The sequence below is a fragment of the Pedobacter ginsengisoli genome (assembly GCF_030244015.1).
In the GTDB taxonomy this organism is placed as follows: Bacteria; Bacteroidota; Bacteroidia; order Sphingobacteriales; family Sphingobacteriaceae; genus Pedobacter; species Pedobacter ginsengisoli.
Genome location: NZ_JASSYX010000001.1, coordinates 265530 through 278506, shown reverse-complemented (window position 1 = coordinate 278506; position 12977 = coordinate 265530). Strand labels below are relative to the sequence as shown.

The following is a 12977-nucleotide window of genomic DNA, read 5'->3' as shown; positions in this document are numbered from 1 at the left end:
CATTAGCAACAAATCACAAACGCCGGCGGGTATCCCTGCTTAGTCGGCTAGTTGAAAGCTGATATTCTGAATTGCTTTAACTTCCGGATCTTTTTTAGAAAAACTGCACGCAACGGTCTGGGAATTTGATGATCTGAAAGGATTCTGTAGTCATGCACCCACGACATCAAAACATTCAGGAGCGGTCCGTTACTCATGCCGCCCTTCCTCATGTATACCAGTGTTTTGTCAATACATACTGCCTCGATCTGCTTCCTGTATAGCAAATTTAATATGAAATCGTAGTCTCCGCAGGTACCGTAATTCAGCGCATAAAAAGTATTGCCCTCAAGTGCGCTTTTTTTGACATAAAAAGTGGGATGCGGCGGCATCCAGCCATTTTCAAGACAGCTGCGAAAATAAGGCTTTGATTTCCATTTTCTTCTTATGACTCCCCGCCCATCTCTGGAGACATAATTAAGATGTCCGTAAACAGCGTCGCAATCGCCAATCTTGATACGATCAGCAATGGCCGATAAAACATTATCATCCGCAAGCTTATCATCAGCGCTTAATATTCCCAATATATCTCCCTCCGCGATTGCTATTCCTTTATTTAAAGCGTCGTACATTCCGAGATCAGCCTCACTTAAGACAAAAGTTCTACAATCTTTATGTTTTTCTATAACATCGAGAGTCCCGTCTACCGACCCTCCGTCAATAATAATATGCTCCAAATTTCTATAACCCTGACTCTGGACGGAGATCATACAATCCTCTATATATCCCACACAATTTAAAACAGCAGTTATTATTGTGACTTTCATATTAATATATATATTTGCCACAATGATAGTAAAATCAACCATAAATAACAATTACAAATATTTTGAAGTAATTATCAATATTTTAAAGGAAAAATAAAGATTTTGATTTTCCACATCAAATTTTGATAGACTGCACAGAATTGCTTATTCAATAATAGAAACTGAATGCAAAAAGAAATCGCCAGGGTTACCCATTTTCAGATGCCAGGAAACATTAGCTACAGGAAAGTAGGGATGATCGTCCTTAGCAGATGGTATTGGTTAGTTGGGTCGTTGCTTCTTGGCCTGCTTGCAGGAACCATATATATCCATTATCAGCAACCATTATATTCAGCTTCCGCATCTGTAAAAGTTGAGGAAAAACGTTCGGAACTATCCGAACTCATAAATGTCAGGAACATCTATGACCGGACGAATAAAGCAGAGTCAGAACGATTTATACTTAAATCGAGAAATGTCCTGCAGCAGGCCCTGGCCTCGATTCATTACGATATCGCCTATTTCAAAAAGGAGAGATTCCGCATTATAGATGTCTATCCGGAAAAGCCCCTGCGCATACACATTATTAAGAGCAATGAAGGACAAAATGCAAATTCCGATTTTGAATTTGAACACATCAATAAGGACGGGTATCAATTGACCTTTTTAAACGGGGGTCAAAAACAATCAAAATATTTCGAATATGGCAAAACAGTTTGTGCAGGTAATTTCGAATTCAAAATTGAAAGGCCCGCAAGTATTTTAAAAGAAAAAATATACATCTTCAGGATTAACGCTGCTGAAAAGTCATTACGAAAGCTTGTAAATGAGCTGAGTATCGAAGACACAGAAAATACCAATATTATAAATCTAAAGATTACCGCAGCAAATCCTTATTTCGCAAGGGACATATTGAACGCAATCCTCTGTCAGTACCTCAAATTTGACAAATTACAACGGGCAGCTTCTGTGATTCAAACTGAAACTTTCATCGGTTCTTTATTGGATACAATGTCTGAAGCAGTAACGGCATCCGGACAGGCGATCCAGAAATTTAAAAAAAATAACGGCTTATTAACTATTTCTTCGGCTTTAAACACGACTTCCAACCTTTTAACTACGCTTGAAACCCAGAAACATGCCCTGGGTATTCAGACCATAATGGTAACCGAATTTGAAAAAAGCCTGCATAAACCCGGGGGGCCGGATAACCTGAACTACGGCCCGCAAGACATTTCAGATCCACAACTGAACATTTTAATATCCAAATGCAATGATCTGATTATTAAGAAACAACAACTGCTCAATTTTTATACTGTAAGTTCACCCGAAGTAAAAAGGACCAGTGAAGAGATCAACACATTTACGCAAGCCATTGGCAATAACATATCCTCAAAACTTAAGAACAATATTAAGACACATGCCTTACTAAATATACAAATTGACAGCATCCGCAATAATCTTATTGGCCTGCCAAAGACAGAGCGGGAACTCATAAATTTACAATCCAGATTTGATGTTAACCAAAAAATATACAATTATCTCTCTGAAAAACAGCTGGAGGCGCAGATTTCCAGAGCCGCAGTAACCTCAGGCGCTGTTATTATCGACAATGCAGTCCTCCCTGCAGAAGCGATATCACCAATTCCTCTAAAAGTTTATACTTCATCTGTACTCATCAGCCTTGTTCTTGGAGTAAGCCTGATCTTTTTCCTGCGGATATCTGATTCCTGCATCTATACAAGGCAGGGGATTGAAGAATATACTGACGTCCCTGTAATCGGGATCATTAGAAAATATTCATCCGGAGAAAGCGGGGAAAAAATTCCCATACTAAACGATTTGAGATCAATTTTTACGGAATCAGTAAGATCAGTCAGAAGTAATTTAAGTTTCCTGGCATCAGGGAAAAAAAACAAGATCATATGCATTACTTCCGAGGTCTCCGGTGAAGGCAAGTCATTTGTATCGTTAAATATTGCAGCATCACTCACGCTGGTTAAAAAGAGCGTACTGTTAATCGCAACAGATATGAGAAAGTCAAAACTCCATCACGCATTCGATCTCAGTAACAATATGGGGTTAAGCCAATACCTCTCTGACCAAAGTGATTTAGAAAGCATCATTAAACGAACCTCCCTGCCCGACCTTGACTTTATACCATCTGGCCCAATCCCTCCAAATCCTGCAGAACTGCTGCACAGCCTGAAAATGGAACAGCTGTTAAAAAAAATGGAGGCCAGATACGATTTTATCATCCTTGATTCTGCCCCTGTTGGTTTGGTAACAGATGGAAAACCGCTGATTAAAATGGCTGACATCAACCTCTTTATTTTACGTTATGGTGTTTCCCGGCATTATTTTGCGCTGAGTCCCAAAACCCTGGAAAAAGAATTTGGCGTCTCCAATTTCGCCATCATTTTAAATGACTATAAAGAAGATGGTTATCGCGGTAGTTTCTATAAGGAAAAACAAACGACAGGCTCCTATTACTATCCAAATCAAACATATGGCGCATATCATAAAGAATATCTTCGGTCATGAATGAGACAGCAAAAGTTTTATTTCTGGCATTAAATACATTTGACAGTACTGGCGGTGTCCAAAAAGTCTGCAGAACATTATGTTACTGTTTTAAGGATATCCTTGGCCGCAATTTCAATGCATTCTGTCTTCACGGAGAAAAATCCGACCCAAAATATATTAACAGTTTGCAGTTCAAAGCTTTTAAGGGCAGTAAAATCGCATTTACATTCAATTCTCTGATCACCGGGGTAACCAGTCCGGCAATCATCATCAGCCATATCAATTTGATTTCAATCGCATTACTCATCAGGGTTTTCAACAAAAGATCTAAAATTGTCATGCTTGCTCATGGCACCGAAGTCTGGAGAAATTTACCAATATGGAAAAAATGGTTTATTAAGAGACATGTACACATCTGGTCTGTGAGCAATTATACCAAACAAATGCTTGACAAACGGCACCGCATTCGAAAATCCAGCTGCGTGATCAACAATTGCCTGGATCCTTTTCTTCAGCCCCCAGCCAATTTTGATAAGCCTGCGTATCTTATTGAGCGGTATGCCTTGTCTGAAGACCAGCCTGTATTGCTGACCATATGCAGGCTTAGTCAACACGAACATTTCAAGGGATACGATCAGGTGATCCTTCTGATGAAAAGTTTATCAGTTGATTTTCCTGACGTCAGGTACCTGCTTTGCGGCGAATCGGACCAACAGGAATTTGACCGGCTGAACCACCTCATTCTAAAGAATAGCCTTGGTCAAAGTGTCTCCCTTCCCGGTTTTATCCCTGAAGAAGAGCTTTTGGACCACTATCTACTGGCCGACATTTTTATCCTTCCCAGTCAAAAGGAAGGATTTGGGCTGGTACTTATAGAGGCTGCATTATGCGGCTGCCGCATCATTTCCGGAAATGCCGATGGCAGTTCCGATGCAATGCTCAAAGGGAAACTCGGGACAATGGTTAACCCAGCAGCTCAAAATGAGCTGTATCTGGCCATACGGCAAAATCTAACCTTTCAAAACGATGCACAAACTAGAAAAACAATGCAAACGCTGACGCTAAAGCATTTTGGCTATCCCCGATACAGAAGAAAAATTAAACATATGCTGTTCCGCTAGTCCGTCAGACTAATGAAACCATCACGATTAGGATAGCTTTCCACCAATGAAAAATATAAACAGATGAAGAACAACAATAGTCAATCCTGGACTATTCAGTCAACAAGATCAGTTACTGACTTTAAACTAAAACAAATATTGAATTACAGATACCTGATCTACTGCCTGGTGCACAGGGATATAACAGCATTATACAAACAGACCATACTTGGTCCGCTATGGCTTTTAATCCAGCCTTTGCTCACAACGGGCGTATTTACCCTCATTTTTGGGACGCTGTCAAAAATACCCGCAGACGGCATTTTCCGGCCGTTATTCTACCTGTCCGGCATCATCACATGGAACTATTTCGCCGAGTGTCTGAACAGGACATCAACTGTCTTTAAAGACAACAGGGTACTTTTTGAAAAAGTATATTTTCCACGGCTGATCATCCCGATAAGCATTGCACTTTCCCTTCTTTTCAGATTTTCGATCCAATTATTACTGCTATGTACAGGCATTTTCATTTTCCATGAACATGGCACCGACTTTCAATACAGGTGGACAATTGCTTTACTTCCGCTGATTACCCTCTTAATGGCCTTTCAGGGCCTGGGAATCGGAATTTTAATGGCCGCATTAACTGCAAAGTACCGCGATCTCACTTTTCTGCTGGCCTTTTCCATACAACTGCTCATGTATGCAACGCCGGTAATCTATCCGCTGTCTGCTGTCCCTGTCAACCTGAGATGGCTCATACTGGCGAACCCGATGACAGCCATCGTAGAAACCTTCCGGTTTTCTTTTTTTGGCAGCGGCAGCTTCAGCTGGATAAACCTGCTCGGGTCAGCTGCGACCACAATTGCACTGCTCTTTGCCGGACTCCTCGCCTTTCATAAGGCCGAAAAAAACTTTATAGACACGCTTTAATACCATGACGAAAATTGCCATAAAAGCAGAAAAAATCTCCAAAGCTTATTTTACGGATAAAATCGGCACAGGAACGGTTACCCGTGATTTTGAGCGCTGGCTTGCCGGGATCCGGGGAAAAGCCGACCCCTATTTGCCGGCAGAACCCAATTCTGAAAATAACTTCAATGCCTCCCAAAAAGTTTTCTGGGCACTAAAGGACATTAGTTTTGAGATTAACCAGGCTGAGGTTGTCGGCCTGGTCGGGCATAACGGTGCCGGAAAAAGCACATTACTGAAGATACTTAGCAGGATCACCACACCTACGTCTGGTAAAATCACCGGAACAGGACATATCATCAGCCTGTTAGAAACCGGTTCCGGCTTTCACCCGGAACTGACCGGGAGAGAAAACATACACTTAAACGGAGCAATGCTGGGCATGCGTAAATCAGAAATTAAAAGGGAAATAGATGCCATACTTTTTTTCGCAGAAGTGGAGAAATACATAGATGTTCCTGTAAAGCGGTATTCATCGGGGATGTATACCAGGCTGGCCTTCTCGATAGCAAGCCACCTCTATTCTGATGTCCTCATTATTGATGAAGTACTCGCCGTTGGTGACCATGCATTTCAGTTAAAATGTATAAAAAAACTAAAATCACTAAGCCGCGATGAGGGTAAAACGATTATCCTGGTGAGCCACAACTCGGAAAACATCAAGTCTCTATGCCATAAAGAGATCAAACTCACTAACGGACAACTGTCATGTCAATAAAACCCAGACTCGCAATAATTTGCACCCACCCGATCCAATATTACGTCCCGGTTTTTAAACAGCTGGCAGAGGTAATTGAATTAAAAGTATTTTACACTGCAGGAGAAAAAATCAGTTTCGACAAAGGTTTTGGACTAAATATTCAATGGGATATTCCATTGCTGGACGGCTACGATTTTCAATTTCTAATTAACAATGCAAGAAAACACAGCACAAGCCATTTTTTTGGAACAATAAATCCTGATGCGATTAGGAATGTCCAGCAGTTTGAACCCAGTCACATCCTTATCTTCGGATGGGCACATTACAGTCATTTTAAGATCTTAAATTATTTTAGCGGAAAAGTCAGAATATTATTTCGCGGGGACTCCACAGCACTCCGGCAACACCATCTGCTGAAATCGCTGACGAAGAAAGTAATATTGAAATACATATACAGCCGTGTAAATCACGCCCTTTATACCGGGATCAACAATAAGCGCTACTTCAAAAACTACGGGTTCAAAAACAACCAGCTCATTTTTGCGCCCCATGCAGTGGACAATAAACGGTTTGCCTGCACTAGGGCCACACTTCTCATCAGGGAAATATTTCAGATCAAAGAGAGCGAGATACTCATCTTATTTTCCGGAAAATTTACAGCAACTAAAAATCCTGAAATGCTCATCAAAGCTTTTTCAGCGCTTCAACTCACCAACACGCATCTCTTGCTAGTGGGAGATGGGCCATTAGCCGCCAATCTCAGAAGTGCGTACCAGCATGAGAAAATTCATTTTCTCCCTTTTCAAAACCAGTCAGATATGCCCGCAGTTTATCAATCCTGTGATCTGTTTTGTATGCCTTCCAAAAGTGAATCATGGGGTCTGGCCATTAATGAGGCAATGGCAGCAGGCAAAGCCATACTGGCTTCAGACATGGTCGGTTCAGCGGCAGACCTTATAAAACCTGCTAACGGAATGATCTTCCAAAGCAACAACATCGCGGACCTTAAACAAAAACTGGTCAAATTAACGCACAGCAAAGCCAAACTCACACAAAAAGGACAATCATCCAAAGTCATCATACAGAATTGGAATTTTGAAACACAAGTAAAAGGTATATTACGTGCGCTATCGATATAATTTAACCAAAAATGTAATTGTTCTTTTATACATTCCCTGGATCATCTCAGAGCTGGTCAGCTATCACCCTGTGCTGTCCTATTTTGTTGCCTGGCTGGGTTCATTTCTTATCTTCTATTTAACCATTGCCTCTCCGTTTAGTCAATTTAGCGCGGATCGTCCTAAAAGGCAGCAGGCCATGAGGCCAATTGTACTGATCCAGCTCATTTTTGCCGGCTTCATGTGCTGCACCTCTATTTTTTACTTTTTTGACCACCTCGGATACGAATACCTGACAGATATAAACGGGCAAGCCTTTCAGGCCGGCGAGCAAACAGCGAGAATTGCCAAATGTCAGCGTTTGGCATTGCTTGGTCACATTGCCCTTTCGACCGGGATTCTGTCAATGACCAAATACGCTCCGCCGGTGAAATATGGAGTCTCCGCTGCGCAGATTCTGCTGCTCATAAAAATCTGCATTCTGACACACCTCACCGCATCCTTTCTGACCCTAACCCCTGAACTCCTTCAGTTTAAACAGCCGCTGTTAAATATTGCACTCAGCTGCAGCGCATATCTTTTTATACTTGGAATCGCAGACAAACACCGATTTTGCATCCTTTTCGGAATCACTACATTTGGTTTAAATATCATCCCTGCTACACTCAGCGGTTTTAAAGAGGCTGTCATCCTTAATGTAATCCTGATCGCTTTCCTCGCTTATCCATATTTTAAAAGAACCGTTCTTGTACTTGCAGTTCCCGGCATTTATATTTTGTTGTATGTTTTACCCACGTTTACTACCGTGATCCGTAATCAATCGTGGATACAAAAAAAGACAAGGCAGCAGGCCGGTGCAAAAGCTTACCAGACTTTTTTTGACGAACACAATGAGAATGAGATCATCAGCAACAACTGGGAATTTCTGACCAATCGTTTCAGTGAAATCGGGATGTTTACAGTATACGTAAAGCAGGTGCCATCACAACATCCGTATTATGGATTGCAGATCATTGAAAATTCAATTACCGCCCTTGTCCCAAGGGCATTATGGCATGAAAAACCAAATACAGAACGTCTTGCCATGGAAAGGGTATATGAAGCCGGCGTTGCCAGCAGAGCCTCATCCGTTTCAGCCAAAACAAGGCCAGTAGTTGATGCCTATCTCATAGCCGGTCCCTCTGGTGTTTTCATTGCAATGCTCATTTATGGAATTCTGGCACAATCCATTTGCAACAGGGCGGAGAAATTATTTGGCGGATATGACCTGGGCTGCGTCGTCATTTTCAACAGTCTGTTCCAGTCATTGTGGCGTGGAAATACATTTGAATTCTTATTAAACAATATCCTCTATAGTTATATACTGATGATGATCATTCACTGGATTTTAAGAAGGACAAAGACATTAACACCTATATACTAATGAAAATAATACACATTACCCCTTCCTACAAACCTGCGTTTATCTATGGAGGTACCATTTCTGCTATTGCTCAATTGTGCGAGGCCTTAACCAAATCAAATCAGGACGTGGAAGTAATCACCACAACTGCCAACGGGAAAGAGGAGCTTTCTTTCCAGACTGCAAAAGCGCACACCATTGGCGGTGTCAGCATCACACATTTTAACAGGTATACCAAAGACCACACGCACTTTTCACCATCATTGTTATGGCATATGCTCAATACAACAACAAAAAACCAAAAAGAACTGATCATACATATTCACTCATGGTGGAACCTTACCTCCTTATTCTCCTGCCTGATTGCAAAATATAAAAACATACCAGTAGTACTTTCGCCCCGGGGTATGCTCAGCCCATACACGCTCGGCAACAGAAATAAGCTGTTTAAAGCGCTTATACATCTTCTTATTGGAAAAACACTGGTCAACTACTGCAAGATTCATGCGACCAGCGAAAAAGAGCACAAAGACCTTTTAAAGCTTCAAAATCAGACGAATATTACAGTAATACCCAATTTGGTACATTTCCCTTCCACCGTAGCCAAAAGTGTTTCAGCAGGTAATTATGCGCGCAGCAAGGATCAATTCAACCTGCTGTTTCTTTCCAGAATTGAAGAAAAAAAAGGGCTCGAACTCCTGTTCAAAGCACTCCATAAAGCAGACTTCCCGTGGCAGCTCACTATAGCGGGCACCGGACGGGAAGGATACCTAAAAAAGATGAAGCTCCTTGCCCTGGAATTAAAAATCTTTGATTCGATAATCTGGAAGGGTCATATCAACGATTGTGATAAATATCAGGTGATTGCTGAAAATGATCTTTTAGTACTTTTCTCCTACAACGAGAACTTTGCAAATGTCATAGCAGAAAGCCTGATAATGGGCACACCCGTCGCCATTTCCAGAGAAGTAGGACTTGCACCATTTATTCTTAAACACGATTTAGGCTGGGTCTCGGAATTGAACGCCGAAGCAATCGCAGAAACACTAAACCAGGCCTTTAACGACACTGAAAAAAGAAAAAAAATAAACCGGGTTGCCCCTGCACTAATCAGGGCGCACTTCTCTTCAAAAGGAATAATTGAGCAATACTTAAGTTTATACAAGCATGCATTATGACCAATCCCCATTTATCATTTATCATACTGACATTCAACGAGGAACTCAACATCAGGCGTCTGCTGGATTCCATAGCTCCGTTAAACGCCCAAACCTGCGTGCTGGACTCAGGAAGTCAAGACAAAACACTGGACATTTGTCAGGAATATGGAGTAAACACAAAGCATCACCCGTTTATCAATCATCCCAGGCAATGGAATGCGGCTCTAACCTCATTTGAGATCAGCACACCCTGGGTAGTCTGCCTGGATGCTGACCAGATCGTTTCTCCCCAACTGCTCATGCGACTGCGGCAATTTAAAGATGAACACTATGCTGATCTTGACGGCATTTATTTCAACCGGAAAAACTACTTCAAAGGCAAATGGATCAGGTATGGTGGCTATTACCCCAAGTTTCTTCTGAAAATGTTCAGATATGATGCCGGATACTCCGATCTGACGGAAAATATGGATCATCGTTTCCAGGTTCCGGGAAAAACAATACTTTGGAAAGAGGCTTATCTCATTGAAGAAAACTTAAAGGAAAACCAGATCAGTTTCTGGATAGACAAGCACAACCGGTATAGTGACCTGCTGGCAGACGAAGATCTTGCGAGAAGGGGCGGACAGATAAACAACCTTGTAAGACCTAGATTGTGGGGTTCGCCAAATGAACACAACGCCTGGTTAAAAAAGATATGGTTTCAACTGCCAGTTTACCTCAGGCCTTTTTTATATTTCAGCTATCGGATGACTTTTCAATTGGGAATTCTCGACGGCAAGACAGGAATTATATTTCATTTTTTGCAGGCTTTCTGGTTTAGGCTGATAGTCGATATCAAAATAGAAGAGAAAAATTCCATCAATAAAATCTACAAACCGGGTCCTCTTAAATTCCTAATTACCTTTCTCAGCCTCTTCCTCATTTTTTATATATTTAATATTGTTCATATTGCCATTATCACACCAGGAGGGTACTATTCTGAGTTCGCAGACCTGCATTTAAATTACATCTCTTCCTGGAGAAAATTCAGCATCAGCTCAACCGCCGGAATTTTAAAATCCCTCGGATATTTAGTCCACACTACTTCTTACGGACTTACGGTCAAAGACCATTCAGGTTTCAAAATCGTCTATTCCTGCCTTGGATATGGTGTGATGAGCTGTTTTGCCGCGTTTGTAATTTCTTTCCCGTCGGATTTAACATCCCGGATCAAATTCCTGCTGTTCGGACTTGCCGGAATTCAGGTGCTGAACACCTTAAGATTTGTGCTCCTGGCTATTTTTTATACCCATAAAAGAACTGCCATAGATCATCATGATCTTTTTAATTATTCATTATACCTCACCCTTGCCATCTCTGTTTATACCTGGACAAACTACTATGCACACTACCCGGCTAAAAAAGAACTTTGATAAGAAAGAATTTCAAACAGGGGCCTCTGTATTTAAACAGGCATTCTGGTATTTGACCAGTTTATTGTTATTCCGCAGCGGTGTAATTCCTTTTAGCAGTTTACTGGTCATCCTATTGAGGTGCTTTGGAGCGCAGATAGGAAAAAATGTCAGGATCAAACCACATATCTATATAAAATATCCCTGGAAACTAAGCATTGGAGATCATTCCTGGCTGGCCGATTGTTACATTGAGAACCTCGATCAGGTCCATATAGGAACTCATGTCTGCGTCTCTCAGCGCGCAATGCTCTTAACGGGCAACCATGATTACCGATCGCCGGAATTCGATCTCATCACAAAGCCTATTCTTATTGAAACCGGAGCCTGGATCTGCGCCAACACAACGGTAGGGCCCGGTGTATGGATGGGGGCCGGATCCGTTTTGATCGCCGGATCGGTAGCAACAAATGACCTTGCGCCGAATACCATTTACCAGGGCAATCCGGCCAGGGCGAAACGCAGGCGACATTAAAATTTCAGAAGATAAAGCAAAAGCCTTACCTTGCAAGCCCTTAAACATTTTATTTCCATATGGCAGCTCCCCGTAAAGCCGCGTTAGGCTTCATTTTTATCACTTTACTGATTGATGTAATGGGCTGGGGCCTGATCATCCCTGTAATGGCAGACCTCATCGCCCAGCTAAAGGGCATACCTGTTAATGAGGCCAGCACCTACGGTGCCCTGTTGCTTTCTGTTTTTGCGATCACCCAGTTCCTGTTCTCACCGGTAATCGGAAATCTGAGTGATAAATTTGGCCGCAGACCGGTATTGCTGTCCTCACTGCTGGGTTTTGGGATTGACTACATCATCCTGGCACTGGCGCCAACTTACGGCTGGCTGTTTATAGGCAGAATTATTGCTGGCATCACCGGTGCCAGTTTTACGACAGCGACAGCTTACATTGCTGATGTGAGCACGGACGAAACCACCAGGGCCAAGAATTTTGGATTGATCGGCGCAGCTTTCGGACTCGGTTTCGTACTCGGCCCTGCGCTGGGCGCATTACTGGCTACCTGGGGCATCAGGGCACCTTTTTATGCTGCTGCTACACTATGTCTGCTCAACTGTATTTTCGGATATTTCTTTTTGCCTGAATCTTTAAGCAGGGAAAACCGCAGACCCTTTGAATGGAAACGTGCAAATCCTTTTGGTTCCCTGAAATTCCTGACCCGTCACCCGGAAATCGGCGGGCTTGCCCTTGGTTTTTTCCTGATCTACCTTGGAGCACAGGCCGTACAGGGCAACTGGAATTTCTTTACGATCTACCGTTTCAACTGGAGTGAGAAAATGGTTGGCATTTCCCTGGCAGTCGTGGGCGTACTTGTAGGTGCTGTACAGGCAGGACTGACCAGGGTCATCAACCCGAAAATCGGAAATGAAAAAAGTATTTATTTGGGCCTGTCTCTATATGCACTGGGCCTGGTCCTGTTTGCATTTGCCACCGAAGGCTGGATGATGTTTGCATTTTTAATCCCCTATTGCCTGGGTGGTATATGCGGTCCGTCACTGCAATCTATCATATCCGGACATGTCCCTTCAAACCAACAGGGCGAGCTGCAGGGTGCACTTACGAGTTTGATGAGCCTCACCACAATCATAGGCCCTCTGATCATGAACAGCACATTTGCTTACTTCACCTCTGATAAGGCACCGTTTTATCTTCCGGGCATACATTTTCTGATTGGCGCAGCATGCATGCTGATGAGCATTTTTATTACCTACAGAGTACTGAGCCAGGAAAAAAAGACATTGTAATG

The 12977-nt window shown here is 42.4% G+C and carries 11 protein-coding genes; 10 read left to right on the top strand and 1 reads right to left on the bottom strand.

Annotated elements, in window-relative coordinates:
• Positions 1 to 47: 47 nt before the first annotated feature.
• Positions 48 to 806, bottom strand: coding sequence for a glycosyltransferase family 2 protein (locus QEP08_RS01140; protein ID WP_285054787.1), 759 nt, complete (start codon positions 804 to 806; stop codon positions 48 to 50).
• Positions 807 to 971: 165 nt separating this feature from the next.
• Between QEP08_RS01140 and QEP08_RS01135 the strand changes: the two genes are divergently transcribed.
• The 10 genes from QEP08_RS01135 to QEP08_RS01090 all read left to right on the top strand — a co-directional run bounded on the left by QEP08_RS01135 (position 972) and on the right by QEP08_RS01090 (position 12975).
• Positions 972 to 3329, top strand: coding sequence for a GumC family protein (locus QEP08_RS01135; protein ID WP_285054783.1), 2358 nt, complete (start codon positions 972 to 974; stop codon positions 3327 to 3329).
• A complete protein-coding gene (locus QEP08_RS01130; protein ID WP_285054781.1) occupies positions 3326 to 4432 on the top strand; it encodes a glycosyltransferase family 4 protein in 1107 nt (368 codons plus the stop codon). The genes QEP08_RS01135 and QEP08_RS01130 overlap by 4 nt, the downstream gene beginning before the upstream one ends.
• Positions 4433 to 4495: 63 nt before the next feature.
• Positions 4496 to 5344, top strand: a complete 849-nt coding sequence (locus QEP08_RS01125; protein ID WP_285054779.1) for an ABC transporter permease — start codon at positions 4496 to 4498, stop codon at positions 5342 to 5344.
• Between the two features lie 4 nt (positions 5345 to 5348).
• Positions 5349 to 6101 carry an ABC transporter ATP-binding protein gene (locus QEP08_RS01120; protein ID WP_285054776.1) on the top strand — a complete coding sequence of 251 codons (753 nt, stop codon included), beginning with the start codon at positions 5349 to 5351 and terminating at the stop codon, positions 6099 to 6101.
• Positions 6092 to 7222, top strand: a complete 1131-nt coding sequence (locus QEP08_RS01115; RefSeq protein WP_285054773.1) for a glycosyltransferase family 4 protein — start codon at positions 6092 to 6094, stop codon at positions 7220 to 7222. The genes QEP08_RS01120 and QEP08_RS01115 overlap by 10 nt, the downstream gene beginning before the upstream one ends.
• Positions 7206 to 8624, top strand: a complete 1419-nt coding sequence (locus tag QEP08_RS01110) for an exosortase Y-associated Wzy-like protein (protein ID WP_285054771.1) — start codon at positions 7206 to 7208, stop codon at positions 8622 to 8624. The genes QEP08_RS01115 and QEP08_RS01110 overlap by 17 nt, the downstream gene beginning before the upstream one ends.
• Complete coding sequence (locus QEP08_RS01105; RefSeq protein WP_285054768.1) at positions 8624 to 9781, top strand: XrtY-associated glycosyltransferase XYAG1; 1158 nt, start codon at positions 8624 to 8626, stop codon at positions 9779 to 9781. Before QEP08_RS01110 ends, QEP08_RS01105 begins: the two co-directional genes overlap by 1 nt.
• Positions 9778 to 11178, top strand: coding sequence for an exosortase Y (gene xrtY, locus QEP08_RS01100; RefSeq protein ID WP_285054765.1), 1401 nt, complete (start codon positions 9778 to 9780; stop codon positions 11176 to 11178). Before QEP08_RS01105 ends, xrtY begins: the two co-directional genes overlap by 4 nt.
• A complete protein-coding gene (locus QEP08_RS01095) occupies positions 11147 to 11692 on the top strand; it encodes a WcaF family extracellular polysaccharide biosynthesis acetyltransferase (RefSeq protein ID WP_285054762.1) in 546 nt (181 codons plus the stop codon). The genes xrtY and QEP08_RS01095 overlap by 32 nt, the downstream gene beginning before the upstream one ends.
• A 59-nt stretch (positions 11693 to 11751) precedes the next feature.
• Positions 11752 to 12975, top strand: a complete 1224-nt coding sequence (locus QEP08_RS01090; RefSeq protein WP_285054761.1) for a TCR/Tet family MFS transporter — start codon at positions 11752 to 11754, stop codon at positions 12973 to 12975.
• Positions 12976 to 12977 lie beyond the last annotated feature (2 nt).

Excerpts from the sequence above, each read along its gene's own strand:
- QEP08_RS01135 (WP_285054783.1), top strand. The coding sequence starts at position 972 with ATGCAAAAAGAAATCGCCAGGGTTACCCATTTTCAGATGCCAGGAAAC.
- QEP08_RS01140 (WP_285054787.1), bottom strand. The coding sequence starts at position 806 with ATGAAAGTCACAATAATAACTGCTGTTTTAAATTGTGTGGGATATATA.
- QEP08_RS01105 (WP_285054768.1), top strand. The coding sequence starts at position 8,624 with ATGAAAATAATACACATTACCCCTTCCTACAAACCTGCGTTTATCTAT.
- QEP08_RS01090 (WP_285054761.1), top strand. The coding sequence starts at position 11,752 with ATGGCAGCTCCCCGTAAAGCCGCGTTAGGCTTCATTTTTATCACTTTA.
- QEP08_RS01125 (WP_285054779.1), top strand. The coding sequence starts at position 4,496 with ATGAAGAACAACAATAGTCAATCCTGGACTATTCAGTCAACAAGATCA.
- QEP08_RS01095 (WP_285054762.1), top strand. The coding sequence starts at position 11,147 with ATGCACACTACCCGGCTAAAAAAGAACTTTGATAAGAAAGAATTTCAA.
- QEP08_RS01130 (WP_285054781.1), top strand. The coding sequence starts at position 3,326 with ATGAATGAGACAGCAAAAGTTTTATTTCTGGCATTAAATACATTTGAC.
- QEP08_RS01115 (WP_285054773.1), top strand. The coding sequence starts at position 6,092 with ATGTCAATAAAACCCAGACTCGCAATAATTTGCACCCACCCGATCCAA.
- QEP08_RS01120 (WP_285054776.1), top strand. The coding sequence starts at position 5,349 with ATGACGAAAATTGCCATAAAAGCAGAAAAAATCTCCAAAGCTTATTTT.
- xrtY (WP_285054765.1), top strand. The coding sequence starts at position 9,778 with ATGACCAATCCCCATTTATCATTTATCATACTGACATTCAACGAGGAA.